This window comes from Erwinia sp. 1181_3, assembly GCF_052824965.1.
The window spans coordinates 648841-669937 of the sequence record NZ_VTDE01000001.1; the positions used below are offsets into that span (position 1 = coordinate 648841).

Annotated in this window: 15 protein-coding genes; 14 read left to right on the forward strand and 1 reads right to left on the reverse strand. The window is 56.8% G+C overall.

Annotated elements, in window-relative coordinates:
* Positions 1-58 precede the first annotated feature (58 nt).
* Positions 59-1021, reverse strand: a complete 963-nt coding sequence (locus FY046_RS02985) for an aldo/keto reductase (protein ID WP_167863841.1) — start codon at positions 1019-1021, stop codon at positions 59-61.
* 255 nt (positions 1022-1276) lie between these two features.
* On the opposite strand from FY046_RS02985, the gene FY046_RS02990 reads away from it, so the two are divergent.
* The 14 genes from FY046_RS02990 to FY046_RS03055 all read left to right on the forward strand — a co-directional run bounded on the left by FY046_RS02990 (position 1277) and on the right by FY046_RS03055 (position 21018).
* A complete protein-coding gene (locus FY046_RS02990; protein ID WP_133841516.1) occupies positions 1277-2524 on the forward strand; it encodes an MdtA/MuxA family multidrug efflux RND transporter periplasmic adaptor subunit in 1248 nt (415 codons plus the stop codon).
* A complete protein-coding gene (locus tag FY046_RS02995; RefSeq protein WP_133841515.1) occupies positions 2524-5640 on the forward strand; it encodes an MdtB/MuxB family multidrug efflux RND transporter permease subunit in 3117 nt (1038 codons plus the stop codon). The genes FY046_RS02990 and FY046_RS02995 overlap by 1 nt, the downstream gene beginning before the upstream one ends.
* Positions 5637-8711, forward strand: coding sequence for a multidrug efflux RND transporter permease subunit MdtC (mdtC, locus tag FY046_RS03000; RefSeq protein WP_133841514.1), 3075 nt, complete (start codon positions 5637-5639; stop codon positions 8709-8711). Before FY046_RS02995 ends, mdtC begins: the two co-directional genes overlap by 4 nt.
* A gap of 4 nt (positions 8712-8715) precedes the next feature.
* Entirely contained in the window at positions 8716-10122 is a 1407-nt protein-coding gene (mdtD, locus tag FY046_RS03005; protein WP_133841513.1) for a multidrug transporter subunit MdtD, read from the forward strand.
* On the forward strand, positions 10122-11507 hold the full coding sequence (baeS, locus tag FY046_RS03010; RefSeq protein WP_133841512.1) for an envelope stress sensor histidine kinase BaeS: 1386 nt from the start codon (positions 10122-10124) through the stop codon (positions 11505-11507). The genes mdtD and baeS overlap by 1 nt, the downstream gene beginning before the upstream one ends.
* Before the next feature lie 16 nt (positions 11508-11523).
* Positions 11524-12231 carry an envelope stress response regulator BaeR gene (gene baeR / locus FY046_RS03015; protein WP_159336325.1) on the forward strand — a complete coding sequence of 236 codons (708 nt, stop codon included), beginning with the start codon at positions 11524-11526 and terminating at the stop codon, positions 12229-12231.
* A gap of 190 nt (positions 12232-12421) precedes the next feature.
* Positions 12422-13804: a prephenate-dependent tRNA uridine(34) hydroxylase TrhP gene (trhP, locus tag FY046_RS03020; protein ID WP_159336324.1), complete on the forward strand. Its 1383-nt coding sequence runs from the start codon at positions 12422-12424 to the stop codon at positions 13802-13804.
* A 274-nt stretch (positions 13805-14078) separates the two neighbouring features.
* Positions 14079-14978 (forward strand): lipid kinase YegS, encoded by a 900-nt coding sequence (yegS, locus tag FY046_RS03025; RefSeq protein ID WP_133841509.1) that lies wholly within the window; start codon positions 14079-14081, stop codon positions 14976-14978.
* Between the two features lie 184 nt (positions 14979-15162).
* Positions 15163-15618 carry a hypothetical protein gene (locus FY046_RS03030; RefSeq protein ID WP_167863631.1) on the forward strand — a complete coding sequence of 152 codons (456 nt, stop codon included), beginning with the start codon at positions 15163-15165 and terminating at the stop codon, positions 15616-15618.
* Positions 15587-15760 (forward strand): hypothetical protein, encoded by a 174-nt coding sequence (locus tag FY046_RS03035; protein ID WP_159336322.1) that lies wholly within the window; start codon positions 15587-15589, stop codon positions 15758-15760. Before FY046_RS03030 ends, FY046_RS03035 begins: the two co-directional genes overlap by 32 nt.
* A 156-nt stretch (positions 15761-15916) precedes the next feature.
* Positions 15917-17131: a D-mannonate dehydratase ManD gene (gene manD / locus FY046_RS03040; RefSeq protein WP_133841507.1), complete on the forward strand. Its 1215-nt coding sequence runs from the start codon at positions 15917-15919 to the stop codon at positions 17129-17131.
* 10 nt (positions 17132-17141) lie between these two features.
* Positions 17142-18152, forward strand: coding sequence for a Zn-dependent oxidoreductase (locus tag FY046_RS03045; protein WP_133841506.1), 1011 nt, complete (start codon positions 17142-17144; stop codon positions 18150-18152).
* A gap of 71 nt (positions 18153-18223) precedes the next feature.
* Entirely contained in the window at positions 18224-19507 is a 1284-nt protein-coding gene (locus FY046_RS03050) for an MFS transporter (RefSeq protein WP_133841505.1), read from the forward strand.
* Between the two features lie 47 nt (positions 19508-19554).
* Positions 19555-21018, forward strand: a complete 1464-nt coding sequence (locus FY046_RS03055; protein ID WP_446185739.1) for a mannitol dehydrogenase family protein — start codon at positions 19555-19557, stop codon at positions 21016-21018.
* Positions 21019-21097: the final 79 nt, after the last annotated feature.

Here is a 21097-nt window from a genome sequence, read left to right on the forward strand (position 1 = left end):
TACGCGGTCGTGCTGTAGGGGTCGGGCATGCCCGACCCGTGTTCACTGTTGGCAATAATTAATAACTACTCACTTCCGACAGCAGACGCAGATCGTCGTCCTTAAGCCTCAATACCGCCGCTTTCGCCAGCTCATCAACCTGTGCCAGTGAGGTGGCGCTAACAATCGGCGCGGTGATCGACGGACGGGCAATCTGCCACGCCAGCGCAACCTGCGCAGGCGAAGCATGATGTGCTTCTGCCACCTGCACCAGCGCATCCACAATCTTCAGACCCCGATCGTTCAGATACTTCTCGACCACACCCTGACCGCGCGCGCTTTTGGCGGCATCCGCTTTACTGCGGTATTTACCGCTGAGGAAGCCGCTGGCCAGAGAATAGTAGTTAATCACCCCCAGACCGTGCTCTTTGGCGACCGGCTCAAGACCGCTCTCATAACCCTGACGATCGTAGAGATTGTACTCGGGTTGCAGGGTTTCATAACGCGCCAGCCCATTTTCAGCACTGATTTTCAGCGCCTCGTTCAGGCGGTCATCAGAATAATTAGAGGCACCGATGGCACGGACCTTACCTTCTTTAATCAACGCGTCAAATGTCGCCAGCGTCTCCTGCAATGGCGTATCCGCATCGTCGCGATGCGCCTGATACAGGTCGATATAATCCGTTTGCAGACGCGCCAGCGAGGCGTCTACCGCCTGACGAATATAGTTCGGTGCCAGGCCGGTTTTCCCGTCACCCAGATCCATCCCCACTTTGGTCGCCAGCACGATCTTATCGCGCTTACCGCTTTTTTTCAGCCAGTTACCGATAATGACTTCCGATTCGCCACCTTTGTTACCCGGTGCCCAGCGAGAATACACATCAGCGGTATCAATAAAATACAGCCCTTTCTCCACCAGTGCGTCGAGCAGAGAAAACGAGGTCTTTTCGTCAATGGTCCAGCCAAACACATTGCCGCCAAACGTCAGCACCGGAACCTGAATGCCGGAACGGCCCAGCTGGCGATGTTCTAAAGTACTCATCATGATTCTCCTGATTGGATGTCAATAAAGCAGTCCCTAAGTCTAACAAAGAACCTGGAGCACGCTTGGTTCAATAATGGTAATGAATTTGCGAGAAGTGATTAAAATCATTTCATGCTCACGCGACAGCGTATCGCTAACCCGTTATTCTTAATTCCTTCATTTTTCAGCGGTTGAAGTTCGCTATTCTTTTAAGATTCGGGGCACCTTTTTGTCCCGCCTGGGTATTCACCAGATTTACTGAGAGCAAAAAACATGAAAACACCGCGTCGTTTCCCTGTCATCCCCCTGGTTATCGCTGTTGCGCTGATCGCAGGCGGCGGCTATTGGTGGTACAGCCACAGTAGCGCTTCCCAGGCACAGCCTGCCGAAGGCGCAGAGCAATCCCGTGGCAAAGGTCATCGCGGCGGTGGGCGGAACGGGGGTGCAATGGGTGCGGCGATGGCCCCGGTGCAGGCCGCCGACGCCATACGTCAGAGCGTGCCTCAATACCTTACCGGGCTGGGGACCGTAACGGCGGCAAACACCGTTACGCTGCGCAGCCGCGTCGACGGCGACCTTATCGCCCTCCATTTTAACGAAGGCCAGGAAGTGAAAGCCGGGCAACTGCTGGCGGAGATCGACCCGCGTCCCTATCAGGTGGCGCTGATCCAGGCCGAAGGGCAGCTGGCAAAAAGCAACGCCACGCTGGCCAATGCAAAGCGCGACCTGGCACGCTATGAAAAGCTGGCGAAAACCAGCCTGGTCTCACAGCAGGAGCTGGATACCCAGCGTTCGCTGGTCAGTGAAACCCAGGGCACCATCAAAGCCGATGAAGGCAGCGTGGCCAGCGCCCGGCTCAACCTCACCTACAGCCGCGTGACGTCACCGATCGACGGACGCGTGGGCCTGAAGCAGGTCGATATTGGCAACTATGTCAGCAGCGGCGACACCACTGGCATTGTGGTGATCACGCAAACGCATCCCATCGACCTGATTTTCAGCCTGCCGGAAAATGATATTTCCGCCATCCTCAGTGCGCAAAAACAGGGTGCAGTGCCGGTAGAAGCCTGGGATCGCAGCAATAAAACGCTGCTGACCACCGGGGCGCTGCTGAGCCTGGATAACCAGATCGATACCACTACCGGCACCGTCAAGCTGAAAGCGCGTTTCGAGAATCAGGACGACCGCCTGTTCCCCAATCAGTTTGTTAACGCCCGTCTGAAGGTCAGCACCTTGCAGGATGCGATTGTCATCCCGGCAGCCGCATTACAAATGGGTAATGAGGGCAGCTTTGTCTGGGTGGTCAACAGCGACAACAAAGTGAGTAAGAAAATCGTCACCATTGAATTCCAGGACAGCGAAAAAGTGGTGATCAAGGCCGGGCTGGAAGCCGGTGAAAAAGTGGTGACAGACGGTATCGATCGTCTGACAGACGGGGCAACGGTGGAAGTGGTCGCCCCGCAGGCCACACCGCTGACATCCGGTAAAACCGCCCAACCGGCGAAGGGAGCCAGCGACTGATGCAGGTTATGCCCCCAACGCCAGGCGGTGGTCCATCCCGCCAGTTTATTCTGCGCCCGGTCGCCACCACGCTGCTGATGATCGCTATTTTGCTGGCGGGGATTATCGGCTATCGCGCCCTGCCGGTTTCGGCGCTGCCAGAGGTCGACTATCCGACAATTCAGGTGGTCACGCTGTATCCCGGTGCCAGCCCGGACGTGGTGACCTCAGCCATTACCGCACCGCTGGAACGCCAGTTTGGCCAGATGTCCGGTCTGAAACAGATGGCGTCACAAAGTTCCGGCGGGGCTTCGGTTGTCACCCTTCAGTTCCAACTGACGCTGCCGCTGGATGTGGCCGAGCAGGAAGTGCAGGCCGCGGTCAACGCCGCCACCAACCTGCTGCCCTCCGACCTGCCTAACCCGCCGGTTTACAGCAAGGTCAATCCGGCCGATCCTCCGATCATGACCCTTGCCGTCACCACCACCAGCCTGCCAATGACCCAGGTTGCCGACATGGTGGAAACCCGTGTGGCACAGAAGATATCGCAGGTTTCCGGTGTGGGGCTGGTGACGATCGCCGGCGGTCAGCGTCCGGCCGTCCGGGTGAAACTGAACGCCCAGGCGCTGGCGGCGATGAATATCACCAGTGAGACGGTGCGTACCGCCATCAGCAATGCCAACGTCAACTCAGCGAAAGGCAGCCTGGATGGCCCGGAACGCTCGATTACGCTCTCGGCCAACGACCAGATCAAAACCGCCGAAGGCTATCGCCAGCTGATTGTCAGTTTCCAGAATGGGGCGCCGGTGCGGCTCGGGGATGTGGCCACCGTAGAGCAAGGAGCCGAAAATAGCTGGCTCGGGGCATGGGCTAACCGCCAGCCCGCCATTGTGCTGAATATCCAGCGTCAGCCGGGGGCCAATATCATCGCCACCGCCGACAATATTCGTCAAATGCTGCCCGCCCTCACCGCCTCACTGCCCAAGTCCGTAGACGTGAAGCTGCTGACCGACCGAACCACCAATATCCGTGCCTCGGTCCACGACGTGCAGTTTGAACTGCTGCTGGCTCTGGCGCTGGTGGTGATGATTATTTATCTGTTCCTGCGCAACGTCGCGGCGACCATTATTCCCGCCGTGGCGGTGCCACTCTCTCTGGTGGGCACCTTTGCGGTGATGTATTTCTTCGGTTTTTCGGTCAACAACCTGACGCTGATGGCGCTGACGATCGCCACCGGCTTCGTGGTCGATGATGCCATCGTGGTGATCGAAAACATTTCACGCTATATCGAGAAAGGCGAAAAACCGCTGACGGCTGCGCTGAAAGGGGCAGGTGAAATTGGCTTTACCATTATTTCCCTGACCTTCTCGCTGATTGCGGTGCTGATCCCGCTGCTGTTTATGGGGGATATCGTTGGCCGCCTGTTCCGCGAATTTGCCATTACCCTGGCGGTAGCGATCCTCATCTCGGCCATTGTGTCGCTCACGCTGACGCCGATGATGTGCGCACGCATGTTAAGCGTTGAGTCTTTGCGCAAACAGAACCGTTTTTCGCGTGCCAGTGAAGCCCTGTTCGAACGGATTATTGCCCGCTATGGCCGCCTGTTGCAGAAGGTACTGAAACATCAGTGGCTGACACTCGGTGTCGCCTTCGGCACCATGGCGCTGACCGTGCTGCTGTGGATGGTGATCCCCAAAGGCTTCTTCCCGCTGCAGGATAACGGCATTATTCAGGGAACCCTTCAGGCTCCGCAGTCGGTCTCCTACAGCAATATGGCGCAGCGCCAGCAGGAAGTGGCTTCGGTGATCATGAAGGACCCGGCGGTACAAAGCCTGACGTCCTTCGTGGGGGTGGACGGCACCAACGCCGCACTCAACAGCGGCAGGTTGCAAATCAACCTGAAACCGCTGGATGAACGTGACGATCGTATCCCGGTGGTGATGGCCCGTCTGCAACAGCAGATCGCGAAAATCCCTGGCATTAACCTCTGGCTGCAACCGGTGCAAGACCTGACCATTGATACCCAGGCCAGCCGCACGCAGTATCAGTTTACCCTGCAGGCCGGATCGCTGGACTCACTGAGCCTTTGGGTACCGAAGTTACAGGCCAGGCTGGCCACACTGCCTGAACTCAAAGAGGTGAGCAGTGACTGGCAGGACCAGGGGCTGGAAGCGTATATCCGCGTTGACCGTGACAGCGCCAGTCGCCTGGGGATCTCCCTGGCCGATGTGGATAACGCGCTGTATAACGCCTTTGGTCAGCGACTGATATCGACCATTTATACCCAGGCTAATCAGTACCGCGTGGTGCTGGAGCATGACACGGCGGCCACGCCAGGCCTGGCAGCGCTGCAATCCATTCGCCTGAACAGTACCGATGGCGGCAGCGTGCCACTCAGCGCGATTGCCAGCGTAGAGCAGCGTCATGGTGCGTTGAGCATCAATCACCTCGACCAGTTCCCGTCCACCACCTTCTCGTTTAACGTCAGCGATGGCTATTCGCTGGAGCAGGCGGTGAATGCCATTACCCAGGCGGAAAAAGATCTCTCGATGCCGTCAGAAATCATGACGCAGTTTCAGGGCAGCACCCTCGCCTTCCAGGCCGCGCTCTCCAGTACCGTATGGCTGATTGTGGCGGCGGTTGTCGCAATGTATATCGTGCTTGGCGTGCTGTATGAGAGCCTGATCCACCCGGTAACCATTCTTTCCACCCTGCCAACGGCGGGAGTCGGTGCGCTGCTGGCACTGTTGCTGAGCGGTAGCGAGCTGGATGTGATTGCCATCATTGGCATTATTTTGCTGATTGGCATCGTCAAGAAGAACGCCATCATGATGATCGATTTCGCACTGGCGGCAGAACGTGAACAGGGTATGACGCCGTATGAGGCCATTTACCAGGCCTGTCTGCTGCGTTTCCGTCCGATCCTGATGACCACCCTGGCCGCCCTGTTTGGTGCGCTGCCGCTGATGCTGAGTACTGGTGTCGGTGCGGAACTGCGTCGTCCGTTGGGAACCGCGATGGTCGGTGGGCTGATTGTCAGCCAGGTACTGACGCTGTTTACCACGCCGGTGATCTACCTGCTGTTTGATCGTCTGTCGCGCGCGACCCGCCGCCTGGCACGCCGGGAGGCAGAGTGAAATTTTTCGCCCTGTTTATTCATCGTCCGATCGCCACCAGCCTGCTGACCGTGGCGATCCTGCTGGCCGGGATCCTCGGTTTCCGTCTGCTACCGGTCTCCCCGCTGCCACAGGTGGATTTCCCGGTGATCATGGTCAGCGCATCGCTGCCTGGCGCCTCGCCGGAAACCATGGCGTCCTCCGTTGCCACGCCGCTGGAACGCGCGCTGGGCCGGGTGGCCGGCATCACTGAAATGACCTCCACCAGTTCGCTTGGCAGCACGCGGATTATCCTGGTATTTGATTTCGAACGCGATATCAACGGCGCGGCGCGCGATGTACAGGGGGCAATCAACGCCGCGCAGAGCCTGCTGCCGACCGGGATGCCCAGCCGACCGACCTACCGCAAAGCGAACCCGTCTGACGCGCCGATTATGATCATGACGCTCACCTCAGACAGTTGGTCTCCGGGTCAGTTATATGACTACGCCTCGACACAGCTGGCGCAAAAGCTGTCGCAAATCGACGGGGTGGGAGATGTCACCATCGGCGGCAGTTCACTGCCTGCGGTGCGTGTTGCACTCAATCCACAAGCTCTGTTCCATCAGGGCGTGTCGCTCGACGCGGTACGCACGGCCATTGCCAGCGCCAACGTGCGTAAACCTCAGGGTGCCGTTGAAGATCATCACCAACGCTGGTGGCTGAAAACCAACGATGAATTGCAAACCGCCGCCGAATACCAGCCGTTAGTGGTGCATTACAACAATGGGGCGGCGGTACGTTTGCAGGACGTTGCCACGGTGACTGACTCGGTCGAGGATGTGCGCAACGCCGGGATGTCAAACGCCCGCCCGGCGATCCTGGTGCTAATCCGTAAAGCGCCGGAAGCCAATATCATTGATACCGTCGATCGGATCCGGGGAAAAATCCCTGAGCTGAGCCAGATTATTCCCGCCTCGATTCAGCTGGAAGTGGCGCAGGACCGTTCTCCGACCATTCGTGCTTCACTGCACGAGGTGGAACAGTCGCTGGCGATCTCTGTCGGCCTGGTGATCCTGGTGGTGTTTGCCTTCCTGCGCTCCGGCCGCGCCACGCTGATCCCGGCAGTGGCCGTACCGGTGTCGCTGATCGGCACCTTTGCCGCGATGTATCTCTGTGGCTTCAGTCTGAACAACCTGTCGCTAATGGCGCTGACGGTGGCGACCGGTTTTGTCGTCGACGATGCCATTGTGGTGCTGGAGAATATCTCACGCCATGTTGAGGCTGGCATGAAGCCGCTGCAGGCATCATTGCAGGGGGTACGCGAGGTCGGATTCACCGTGGTGTCGATGAGTATCTCGCTGGTGGCGGTGTTTATTCCGCTGCTGATGCTCGGCGGCATTATTGGTCGCTTTTTCAGAGAGTTTGCCGTCACACTCTCGGTGGCCATCGCCATCTCGCTGGTGATATCCATTACCCTGACGCCGATGATGTGTGCGTGGCTGCTACGTAATAAACCCCAACATGAGCAGCCGCGCATTCGCGGTTTTGGCCGCGTGCTGCTGGCGGTACAACAGGGCTATGGCCGCACCCTGCACCGGGTGATGGACCATGCGCGCTGGACGCTGCTGGTATTTCTCGCCACCATCGGGCTGACCCTCTATCTGTACGTTTCCATCCCGAAAACCTTTATGCCGGAGCAGGACACCGGGCGGCTGATGGGCTTTATTCAGGCCGACCAGAGCATCTCGTTCCAGTCGATGCGCGGCAAGCTGGAAGACTTTATGCGTATCGTCCACGCCGATCCGGCCGTCGAAAGTGTGGTGGGCTTTACCGGAGGTTCTCGCACCAATAGCGGCTCGATGTTTATCTCACTAAAGCCGCTCAGTGAGCGCAGCGAAAACGCCCAACAGGTGATCGCCCGACTGCGCGGCAAGCTGGCAAAAGAACCGGGCGCCAACCTGTTTCTGATGGCGGTGCAGGATATTCGCGTCGGCGGGCGCGAGTCCAACGCCGGATATCAGTACACGCTGCTCTCAGACAGCCTGGATGATTTACGTGAGTGGGAGCCTAAAATCCGCCGCGCCTTTGCTGCCCTGCCCGAGCTGGCCGATGTGAACTCCGATCAGGAAGACAAAGGCGCTGAGATGGCACTGACTTACGATCGCGCCAGCATGGCCCGGCTCGGCATTGATGTCGCCGATGTCAATAACCTGCTCAATAACGCCTTTGGTCAGCGGCAGATCTCCACCATTTATCAACCGCTGAATCAGTACAAAGTGGTGATGGAGGTCGATCCGCGCTACACCCAGGATATCAGCGCCCTTAACCAGATGTATGTGATTAACAGCGAGGGGAAATCCATCCCGCTCTCCTGGTTTGCAAAATGGCAGCCGGCGAACTCACCGCTGTCGGTGAATCATCAGGGATTGTCTGCCGCCTCCACTGTCTCGTTTAACCTGCCCGAAGGAGTATCGCTGTCGCAGGCCTCAGAGGCCATTGACCGCAGCGTCACCTCGCTGGGCGTGCCATCCAGCGTGCGCGGCAGTTTTTCCGGCACGGCGGCGGTGTTTGAGCAAACCCAAAGCAGCCAGCTGTGGCTGATTGTGGCGGCGATTGCCACCGTGTATATCGTGCTGGGGATCCTGTATGAGAGCTACGTTCATCCCCTGACTATCCTCTCCACTCTGCCGTCAGCGGGGGTCGGCGCCCTGCTGGCACTGGAGCTGTTTAGTGCTCCGTTCAGCCTGATCGCGCTGATCGGCATCCTGTTGCTGATCGGCATCGTGAAGAAAAACGCCATTATGATGGTCGACTTCGCGCTGGACGCCCAGCGCAACGGCGGAATGACGGCGCGTGACGCAATATTCCAGGCCAGCCTGCTGCGCTTCCGCCCGATTATGATGACCACCCTGGCCGCGCTGTTTGGTGCGCTGCCGCTGGTGCTGACCAGCGGTGACGGTGCCGAGCTGCGCCAGCCGCTGGGGATCACCATCGTCGGCGGGCTGGTGATGAGCCAGCTACTGACGTTGTACACAACGCCGGTGGTCTATCTGTATATGGACAAACTGCGGCGTAAACCGCGCTTTGATGCCGTCACCGGGGAAAGCTGATGCCATGAACGCACCTCCTGCCTCCGTACGCTGGCAATTGTGGATAGTGGCCTTCGGCTTCTTTATGCAGACGCTGGATACCACCATCGTCAATACGGCGCTGCCCTCGATGGCGGCCAGCCTGCATCAAAGCCCGCTGAATATGCATTCGGTGATTGTCTCCTACGTGCTGACGGTGGCGGTGATGCTGCCGATCAGCGGCTGGCTGGCAGACCGCTTCGGGGTGCGAAATGTGTTCTTCAGCGCCATTGTGCTGTTCAGTGCGGGCTCGCTCTGCTGTGCGCTCTCCACCACGCTGGACCAGCTGATTCTCTCACGCGTGTTACAGGGCATCGGAGGGGCAATGATGGTACCGGTGGGCCGCTTAACGGTGATGAAGCTGGTGCCGCGTGCCGACTATATGGCCGCAATGACCTTCGTCACCCTGCCGGGACAAATTGGCCCGCTGCTCGGCCCGGCGTTGGGCGGTGTGCTGGTCGAATACGCCAGCTGGCACTGGATTTTCCTGATCAACATCCCGGTGGGGATTATCGGGGCGATTGCCACGCTGACATTGATGTCAAACTTTACCCTGCAAACCCGACGCTTCGATTTTACCGGCTATCTGCTGCTGGCAGCCGGTATGGCCACGCTCACGCTGGCGCTGGACGGCCAGCGCGGCTCCGGTCTCTCCCCCCTGCTGCTGTGTCTGCTGATCCTCTGCGGCGTCTTCAGCCTGCTGTTTTATCTGCTGCATGCCCGTCACAACGATGGCGCACTGTTCAGCCTGAAACTGTTCGACAATCGCATCTATTCTATTGGCCTGATTGGCAGCCTGACCGGACGTATCGGCAGTGGCATGCTGCCGTTTATGACGCCCATTTTTCTGCAAATCGGCATGGGTTACAGTCCGCTGCACGCCGGATTAATGATGATCCCGATGGTGCTGGGCAATATGGGAATGAAGCGCATTGTGGTGCAGATCGTTAACCGCTTTGGCTACCGCCATGTGTTGATGGGGTCGACACTGGCACTGGCGCTGGTGGTGCTCTTGTTCCCTGCCGTGGCGCTGATGGGCTGGCATGCCCTGCTGCCCGTGGTGCTGTTTTTACAAGGGATGGTCAACGCCATTCGCTTCTCTGCCATGAATACACTGACGCTGAAAGAGCTGCCTGACGAGCTTGCCAGCAGCGGTAACAGCCTGCTGTCGATGGTGATGCAGCTGTCGATGAGTATCGGCGTGACCGTGGCCGGGCTGCTGTTGGGCACCTTCGGCCACGAGGCCGCGAGCGGCAGCCCGCAAATCGCAGAGACGTTTATCTATACCTGGCTGTGTATGGCACTGATCATTGCCCTGCCGGTCTTTGTTTTCTGGCGTGTCCCCAAAGAGACGTCCCCTAATACGCTTCCGGCGCGCAGGAGAAAGCCTTAATGCTGGCAAAATTACGTATCGGCATCACTGCCAAGCTTTTCGCGGCAATCTTCTCCACCTGCATGCTGGTGTTGATCACCATGCACTGGGGCGTTCGTCTGAGCTTCGAACACGGTTTTATCGACTATATCAAACGTGGCAATGAGCAGCGGCTCACGCTGCTCAGCGATGCGCTGGCAGACCAGTATGAGCAGCATGGCAACTGGGATTTCCTGCGTAATAACAACAAGCTGGTGTTCAATATTCTGCGCTCGCTGGAGCAGAACCCGGATGCCAACAATCAGCTTCCGCCTCACGGCTGGCGTACACAGTTCTGGATTATCGACCAGCAGTATCATGTGATGATTGGCCCACGCGCACCGGTACCGCAGGAAGGCTCCCGCCGCAGTATTACCACCAGCAATGGTAAAGTGGTCGGCTGGGTGATTGGCTCCCCCTCTGAACGCCTGACGCGCAGCGCCGACATTAATTTCGATCGGCAGCAGAATCGTACCAGTTGGATGATCGTCGGCCTGACGATGCTGCTGGCCGCAGCCGTTACCTGGCTGCTGTCACGGGGGCTGCTGGCGCCGGTAAAACGTCTGGTGGAAGGCACCCATCACCTCGCGACAGGGAATTTTACCAGCCGGGTGCAGGCCTCCAGCCGCGATGAGCTGGGCAGGCTGGCGCAGGACTTTAACCGCCTCGCCAACACGCTGGAGAAAAACGAAAAAATGCGCCGTGCGTTTATGGCCGATATCTCCCACGAGCTGCGCACGCCGCTGGCGATCCTGCGCGGTGAACTGGAAGCGATTCAGGACGGGGTGCGGAAACTGACCCCGGAATCGATTGTGTCCTTACAGGGCGAGGTCGCCACGCTGACCAAGCTGGTGGACGATGTTCATCAGTTATCACTGTCAGATGAAGGGGCTCTGGCCTATCGTAAAAGCCAGACCGATCTCGTCCCGCTGCTCGAACTGGTCTCCGGCAATTTCCGCCATCGTTTTGAACAGCATCCGCTGAATCTGACGCTGACGTTACCCGACCAGGCACCTCAGTTTGGCGACCCGGATCGTCTGATGCAACTGTTCACCAACCTGATGGAAAACAGCCTGCGCTATACCGATCCCGGCGGCAGTCTTCATATCACGCTGCAACAACGTGCCAATGCCAATGTGCTGCACTTCGATGACAGCGCCCCCGGTATCAGCGATGAACAGCGGACGCAGATTTTTGAGCGTTTCTTCCGTGCTGAAGGTTCACGTAACCGGGCCAGCGGGGGCTCAGGATTGGGGCTGGCTATCTGCCATAATATTGTCGAAGCGCATGACGGCACCATTGTTGCGGAGCACTCCGATGCCGGTGGCGTGCGAATTACGGTACACTTGCCGTATAAGACTCACTGACCATGGCGACCATACTATGACGCTCGACACGCCCGCTCCGCTGATTTTAATCGTTGAAGACGAACCCAAACTCGGCCAACTGATGATCGATTACCTGCAGGCCGCTAACTTTCGTACCCATCATCTGCTGCGCGGTGATGAAGTGCTGGGATGGGTAAAACAGCATTCACCGGACCTGGTACTGCTGGATCTGATGCTGCCGGGGCTGGACGGTTTATCGGTGTGCCGCGAACTGCGCGGTTTCTCCGACCTGCCCGTGGTGATGGTGACGGCAAAGATTGAAGAGATTGACCGCCTGCTCGGTCTGGAAATTGGCGCCGATGACTACATCTGTAAGCCTTTCAGCCCGCGTGAAGTGGTGGCGCGTGTCAAAACCATTCTTAAACGCTGTCAGCGCACCCCGGAAGAAGCCCGTCAGGTGTCGCTGCTGAAGGTGGATGAAAACCGTTTCCAGGCAAGCTGGGACGATAAACCCCTCGATCTGACGCCCGCGGAGTTCCGTCTGTTGAAAACCCTGGCTCAGGAGCCGGGCAAAGTGTTCTCACGCGAGCAGTTGCTGAATCATCTCTATGACGACTATCGCGTGGTCACTGACCGTACTATCGACAGCCATATTAAGAACCTGCGCCGCAAACTGGAATTGCTGGATGCCGACCAGCCATTTATCCGTGCAGTCTATGGTATGGGATATCGCTGGGAAGCAGATATCTGTCGTTTGATGTAGATCAATTTCCCCAAACAATCACCGCCTTACAATCCCCGCCAGACAACATACCGGGCGAGGCATGCCTCGCCCCTGCGTTGATCTCCGGGTTTGACCGTCTCGCTCCTCCCCAGGGGCCAGGCATGCCTGACCCGCGCCGCACCTAAATATCATCATCGCAATATCTGACCTGACATCAGACTGAGACATTATGAAAAAACCGGAACTGCTTTCTCCGGCCGGGACACTGAAAAATATGCGTTACGCTTTTGCGTATGGCGCAGATGCCGTGTATGCCGGTCAGCCTCGTTACAGCCTGCGCGTGCGCAATAACGAATTCAACCATGAGAATCTGGCCACGGGCATTAATGAAGCCCATGCGCTTGGCAAAAAATTCTACGTGGTGGTGAATATTGCCCCGCATAACGCCAAGCTGAAAACCTTTATTCGTGACCTGAAACCGGTGATTGATATGCAGCCAGATGCGTTGATCATGTCCGATCCCGGGCTGATCATGCTGGTGCGCGAAGCGTTTCCACAGATGGATATTCATCTGTCAGTGCAGGCGAACGCCGTCAACTGGGCGACGGTGAAATTCTGGCAACAGATGGGGCTGACAAGGGTGATTCTGTCACGCGAGCTGTCTCTGGAAGAGATCGGTGAGATTCGTCAGCAGGTGCCAGAGATGGAGCTGGAAATTTTCGTCCACGGCGCACTCTGCATGGCCTACTCCGGCCGCTGCCTGCTTTCCGGCTACATCAACAAACGCGACCCGAATCAGGGCACCTGCACCAATGCCTGCCGTTGGGAATATAACGTCCAGGAAGGCAAAGAGGATGCGATTGGCAATATCGTGCATCGCCAGGCGCCGATTGCCGTACAGAATGTCGAGCCCACGCTGGGCGCCGGGCAGCCAACGGATAAAGTGTTTATGATCGAAGAGGCCATGCGCCCGGGTGAGTATATGACCGCCTTCGAAGATGAACACGGCACTTACATTATGAATTCGAAAGATCTGCGCGCCGTGGCGCACGTTGAGCGTCTGACGCAGATGGGCATCCACTCGCTGAAAATCGAAGGACGCACCAAATCCTTTTATTACTGCGCACGCACCGCTCAGGTATATCGGCGCGCTATTGACGATGCTGCCGCCGGGAAGCCCTTTGACCCTGCCCTGCTGGAAACCCTGGAAGGGCTGGCACATCGCGGTTATACCGAAGGCTTCCTGCGCCGCCATACGCATGACAGCTATCAGAGCTATGATGCTGGCTACTCGGTCTCAGACCGTCAGCAGTTTGTCGGTGAATTTACAGGTGAGCGCCGTGGCGCCCTGGCGCAAGTGGATGTGAAGAACAAATTTAGCGTGGGCGACAGTCTGGAACTGATGTCCCCGGCGGGAAATATCAACTTCACCCTGACGCAGATGGAAAATGGCAAAGCACAGCCGATTGATGTGGCACCGGGCAACGGCCATCTGGTGTGGCTGCCGCTGCCGGAGGAAATGGATCTTCAGTATGCCCTGCTGATGCGTAATCTCGCAGGCACCACCACCCGCAATCCTCATGCGGTGGAAACTGCGAAAGAAGTTACATGATGTTACTGATCTTAGAATGCGATCACATTACCGCATGGCAATCATCGTTATGATGCTCCCGCTCCTAACGAACAAATCCAAATAGCATGTTATCTGGACCCTGGTGTCCAGAACCACCTTATTCGGCCCACACGGCTCCCCCGTGCGGGCCATTTCTTTTTTCAGCCCCCGCGTTTTTTTCAGAAAACTCCGCGCTTTTTCGACCTGAGGTAACCCTCTGTGGCAGGGTATGCTATATGTTGATGCAAACCGCAAATGCCTTCAGGGATTAAAAATGGAAAAACATTCACTTACGCTGGCAATCTTAAATGGTAAAAGCGCAGGCAATGAAGCGCTGCGTGAGGCCATAGCGACACTGCGCAATGAGGGATTCCCGCTGGAAGTGCGGGTGACCTGGGAGCACGGTGACGGCGAGCGCTACGTGCGCGAAGCGGTAGCATTGCAGGCTGAAACCGTCATTGCCGCTGGCGGCGATGGCACCATTAACGAAGTGGCGACTGCGCTCGCCGGATTATCGCCTGAGCGCCGTCCGGTGCTGGGCCTGGTGCCGCTGGGCACCGCCAATGACTTTGCCACCAGCGCAGGTATCCCGCTGGAGATGGAAAACGCACTGCGTCTGGCGATTCTCGGGAAAGCCACGGCCATTGACCTCGCGCGGGTGAATGATGATCACTACTTCATCAATATGGCCACTGGCGGGTTCGGAACGCGGATTACCACCGAAACCCCGGAAAAACTGAAATCTGCCCTGGGGGGCGTGTCCTACTTTATTCATGGGCTGATGCGCATGGATACCCTGAAAGCCGACAGTTGTACGCTGGAAGGCCCGGATTTTCACTGGCAGGGCGATGCGCTGGTGATTGGTATTGGGAATGGTCGTCAGGCGGGTGGCGGTCAGCGTCTGTGCCCAACGGCGCTGATTAACGATGGCAAACTGGAGTTGAGTATCGCCACCTCGCAGGAGCTGTTGCCCACGCTGGTGCATAAGTTAACCAGTAACGAAGAAAATCCTAATCTGATCACCGCCTCACTGCCATGGCTGACCATTCGTGCGCCGAATGAGATGACCTTTAATCTCGATGGCGAACCCCTGAGCGGGACAGAATTTCGCATTGAGGTGATGCCGGATGCACTGGAATGCCGCCTACCACCCTCCTGTGAATTACTGATGTAATATTCTCTGCGCAATGTTCTGCTCACCCTGTCGTTATTAACGTCAGGGTGAATTTTTGCGGCGCAGCTCCAGAATAATGAATAAGCAGACCTGATTAGAGGAAACCATTAAACGTTATCGTTATTATCCCCTGTAATAACAGATGTCTTTATTTTTGTTGCGGATAAATAAGGAGATGACGGAAATGGAATTCAGGCCATTCTATCTTTACACCAACAGAGTTACCTACTTTAATGATTTTACATCAAAAGATGTAGAATATGAGTTGGTTATTCAGCAGATTACTCAACAAAGTGATTCAGGTATCCACTTACAAGCAGGCTTTACCTTGAGCCACAATGGCGCTTATGAAGTTTCTTTTGATACTCGTGATAATCGCGTAAAAAACTCAACATGCTTTCATCCTCCGCGTGGAAATATTTCGTCTATACATGTTATCCGCCATGTCGAAAGAGCACTTATTGAACACTATATTCAGTACCATGCTGGTATGTATCTCTTTCTTGCTGTTAATGACAAGCTATGCAAAATATATCAGCGTATCGTCAAAAAGCATTTTGTATCAGGAAATACACTTGAGTCAGGTTTTCAACCCAACAGGAGGGGATATGTCATACGAACGCCGCGATGCTATCTATGAACAAGAACAGCAAATCGCTCTACAAAAAGCAGTGGATAAACTGGGTCAGAGAATGCGCGAAGTCGGAGAGGCGGTAGATGCGATAAAAGCTGTTGAGAGAAAACAGGCCACCACTCAGGCTGAATCGTCGCCTGTGCGTTAATACCACACTCACTAAAAGCGCCCCTGGGCGCTTTTTCCCCCCTCCTGCTCCACCGACGAAATGTGATCCCTCTCGCGAATCCCACACGCATAACTTGTATGGTAGTACGTTATAAGCGTATTTTTTCACCATTGTTGACGTACAAGGCGGTTCAGAATGAAAATTGTTAACGCAGAAGTGTTTGTCACCTGCCCGGGCAGAAACTTTGTCACCGTAAAAATCACCACCGACCAGGGACTGACCGGTATTGGTGATGCCACGCTGAACGGCCGCGAGCTGCCGGTGGCGTCTTACCTGAAAGATCACGTTTGCCCGCAGCTGATTGGCCGCGATGCCCATCAGATCGAAGATATCTGGCAGTTCTTCTACAAGGGTGCCTACTGGCGTCGTGGCCCGGTTACCATGTCGGCCATCTCCGCCGTAGACCAGGCGCTATGGGACATTAAAGGCAAAGCGGCCAATATGCCGGTCTATCAACTGCTGGGTGGCGCTTCGCGCACGGGCGTGATGGTCTACTGTCACACCACCGGGCACAGCATTGACGAAGTGATGGACGACTATGCGAAGCATAAAGAGCTGGGCTTCAAAGCCATTCGCGCTCAGTGCGGCGTACCGGGAATGAAAACCACCTACGGAATGGCTAAAGGCAAAGGTGAAGCTTACGAACCCGCGACCAAAGGCGCACGCCCGGAAGAGCAGCTGTGGTCAACCGAGAAGTACCTCGATTTCACCCCGAAACTGTTTGAGGCCATTCGCGATAAATTCGGCTTTGATGAGCACCTGCTGCACGACATGCACCACCGCCTGACCCCTATCGAAGCGGCCCGCTTCGGCAAAAGCATCGAAGACTATCGCCTGTTCTGGATGGAAGACCCAACACCGGCTGAAAATCAGGAAAGCTTCCGCCTGATCCGTCAGCACACCGTAACGCCGATTGCCGTGGGCGAAGTGTTCAACAGTATCTGGGACTGCAAACAGCTGATCGAAGAGCAGCTTATCGATTATATCCGCACCACCATCACCCACGCAGGTGGCATTACCGGTATGCGCCGCATCGCAGATTTCGCCTCGCTGTATCAGGTACGAACCGGATCGCACGGGCCGTCCGATCTGTCACCGATTTGCATGGCGGCAGCGCTGCACTTTGACCTGTGGGTGCCGAACTTCGGCGTGCAGGAATACATGGGCTACTCCGAGCAAATGCTGGAAGTCTTCCCGAACAGCTGGCGCTTCGATAACGGTTATATGCATCCGGGCGATAAACCAGGACTGGGTATTGAGTTCGACGAAAAACTGGCCGCGAAATACCCCTATGAACCCGCCTATCTGCCTGTGGCCCGTCTGGAAGACGGCACCTTGTGGAACTGGTAAGGAGCACAACATGAAAAGCGTGGTGATTGAACGTCCGGGCGAGTTGCAGTTGCAGGATCGACCCCTGCCGGAACCGGCTGCCGGTGAAGTACGGGTTAAAGTGAAGTACGCCAGTATCTGCGGGTCGGATGTGCATATCTGGCACGGCCACAACCCGTTCGCTCGCTATCCGCGTGTGATCGGTCATGAGTTTTTCGGTCTGATTGATGCCACTGGCAGCGGTGTGGACAGTGCGCGCGTCGGTGAGCGCGTGGCGGTCGATCCGGTTGTCAGCTGTGGCCACTGCTATCCCTGCTCAATCGGTCGACCGAATGTCTGTAGCGAATTGCAGGTCATCGGCGTGCATCGCGATGGCGGTTTCAGTGAGTATGCGATTGCGCCAGCGGCGAATGCTTATGTGCTGCCGGAGGCGATACCGGACACGCTGGCCAGCCTGGTCGAGCCGTTTACCATTGCGGCCAATATCAGCGCGTTCCTCAAGCCGGTTCCCGATGATGTGGCACTGATTTACGGCGCCGGGCCAATGGGGCTGACCGCGATTCAGGTGCTGAAAGGCGTCTACAAGGTCAAGACGGTGATTGTTGCTGACCGTCTGGAAGAGCGCCTGACGATGGCACGGGAAAATGGTGCGGACCAGGCACTGAACAACAGCACCACGCCGCTGGCAGAACAGCTTAACGGCGTACAGCCCACGCTGATTATTGATGCGGCCTGCCATCCGACAATTCTGTCCGAAGCCGCCGCACTGGCCTCTCCGGCCGGGCGCATTGGCCTGCTGGGCTTCTCTGGCGACCCCTGCACCCTGACGCAGCAAAGCCTGACCAGCAAAGAGCTGTCGTTGTTTACATCACGGCTGAACAGTCACCGCTTCCCCCAGGTTATCGCGTGGATGGAGCAGGGGCTGATTCAGCCAGAAAAACTGGTGACCCATACCTTGCCCCTGAGCCAGATTGAACAGGCCATGACACTGTTCGAGAAGGACCCGCGCAGCTGCTGCAAGGTGATCATCAGCATGCATTAACCCTAAAGCCGGGGTGACGCCCGGCCATCACCTCTACCCTACAATGACAAATAGAACGCGGAGTTATTACCATGTTTAAGAACCTGCGCTGGACCATCGTATTACTGCTGTTCCTTGTTTACATGATTAACTACCTTGACCGGGTGGCGCTGTCCCTGACCGTGCCAATGATTGAAAAAGATCTGATGCTGAATGCGGAAGAGTTTGGCCTGATTTTCGGCAGCTTCTTCTTCGGCTATGCCATCTTCAACTTTGTCGGTGGCCTCGCGACCGATAAGTTCGGCCCGACGATCACCCTCGGCGTTGCCGTCGGGATGTGGTCACTGTTCTGCGGCTTTACCGCACTGGCCACCGGTTTCTGGTCAATGTTAATCCTGCGCGTGCTGTTCGGCATGGCAGAGGGGCCGATCTGTGCCTCGGCGAATAAAGCGATTAACGGCTGGTTCCCGAAAAAACAGGCCGCCACGGCGATGGGCTTGCTAAGCGCCGGTTCGCCCCTTGGCGGCGCAGTCGCCGGGCCGATCATCGGCTACCTGGCCCTTGCCTTCGGCTGGCGTCCGGCCTTCGCCATTATCTGCTCGATTGGCATCATCTGGATGGTCGTGTGGTTCTTTATTGCCGCTGACAATCCACTGAAAAGCAAATTAATCAGCGAACGTGAACGTGCACTGATTGCGCAGATGAAAGACGAGCAGCTCAGTCCTGAAGAGGAACTGTCACAGTCACAGCACGGCTTAGGCTACTATCTGCGTCAGCCGATTATTCTGGTCACGGCATTCGCTTTCTTCTGCTACAACTACATCTTGTTCTTTTTCCTCAGCTGGTTCCCGGCCTATCTGGTCCAGGCGCACGGGCTGGATATTAAAGCGATGAGCATTACCACCATGATCCCATGGATCGTCGGCTTCGTCGGTCTGGCGCTCGGGGGGATTATTTCGGACAAAATTTTCAAAGTGACCGGCAAGCTGCTGCTTTCACGCAAAATCGTGCTGGTGGTCTCGTTAATGGCTGCTGCAATTTGTGTCGGCTTTGCAGGTACGGTAAAAGAAGTCACATCGGCCGTCGGTCTGATGTCTGTCTCTATCTTCTTCCTCTACATCACCGGGGCAATTTACTGGGCGATTATTCAGGATGTGGTGCATAAAAGCCGCGTCGGCAGTATCAGCGGATTTATTCACCTGATCGGCAGCCTTTCCGGGATTGTCGGGCCGATTGTCACCGGCTATATCGTGCAGCATACCGGCAAGTTCGACAGCGCCTTTGTGCTGGCGGGCGTGGTGGCCGCGCTGGGCGCGTTCCTGGTGCTGTTTGTGATTAAACCACCGAAGAAACTGGATACTCCGGTGTCCATTTGATTAGCGCGGGTGGGCTTGCACCACCCGTTTATCTGTAAGGATGCGTTATGTTGTCTCTTGATACCCTCCCGCCCGATGTAGAACGCCCCCAGTACGACCGTCACGCGCTACGGACCCGCATGGTCCATATTGGCTTTGGTGCTTTCCATCGTGCTCACCAGGCCGTCTGTAGCGATCGGCTCGCCGCTGAACAGGGCAGCGACTGGGGATATTGCGAAATCAATCTTAACAGCGGCGAACTGATTACCGCCCTGCGCCAGCAGCAACTCTGCTACACCGTGGCCGAAATGGCCGATGACCAGCTCAATCTGCGCGTAGTAGGCGTGGTGACTGCCGCCCTGCACGGCCAGTCCGACGGTATTGAGGCGGTGCTGGACGCGCTGAGCCAGCCCGACGTCGCGATTGTCTCCATGACGGTCACGGAAAAAGGCTACTGCCACTATCCCGCCAGTGGTGAGTTAAATCTTGACCATCCGGCGATCCGTCATGATCTCGAACATCCCGATGTGCCACAGTCGCTGCCGGGCATTATTCTCGCGGCCATTCGTCGACGTCGTGAACGAGGGCTGGCACCTTTCAGCGTGATGTCCTGCGATAATATGCCGGAAAACGGCCATGTCACCCGCAACGTAATCACCGCGCTGGCACGCCAGCAGGCGCCGGAACTGGCCGACTGGATCGCAAAAACGCTGACCTTCCCTTCCACCATGGTAGACCGTATTGTTCCGGCGATGACCGATGAAACCCACCGCGCCTTGCGTGAAAAACTGGGCTGTGAGGATCCGGTGGCGGTGGCCTGTGAGCCGTTCTTCCAGTGGGTTATCGAAGATAACTTTGTCAGCGGCCGCCCGGCGTGGGAACTGGCCGGAGCGGAACTGGTGGCTGACGTGCTGCCCTTTGAAGAGATGAAGCTGCGTATGCTGAATGGCAGCCACTCGTTCCTTGCCTACCTGGGTAACCTCGCCGGGTATCAGCACATCAGCGACTGTATGACAGATGTTCATTTCAAACAGGCGGCGCGCCAGCTGATGCTCGAACAGCAGGCTCCGACGCTACGCACAACGGACGTTGATCTGACGGCCTACGCCGACTCGCTGATTGCACGTTACAGCAACCGTGCTATCAGGCACCGCACCGCGCAGATCGCCAATGATGGCAGCCAGAAACTGCCCCAGCGCTGGCTGGACAGCATCCGCTGGCACCTCGCGCATGACAGCAATTTCGATTTACTGGCACTTGGCGTGGCAGGATGGATCCGCTATGTCAGCGGTTACGATGAGCAGGGTCAGCCGATGGTGATCAACGATCCCCTTAGTGCCGAGCTGGCAAAAAGGGTCGCGGAAAGTGCCGAAGGAGAACCCCGCGTGGCCGCCTTGCTGGGTCTGAAACATGTCTTTGGTGAGGATTTGTCCGGTAACCCGCAGTTTGTCCACCAGGTTAACCATTTTTACCGTCTGCTGTTGAGCCAGGGAGCGAAACAAACGGTGCATCAACTGGTTGCCCGCGTTTAACTCTGGCGCTGATGCGCCTGCCTGATTAGACTGAAGGCTTTCACGCCATAGGCGGGCAGGCTGTTGACCCGCCGCTAAA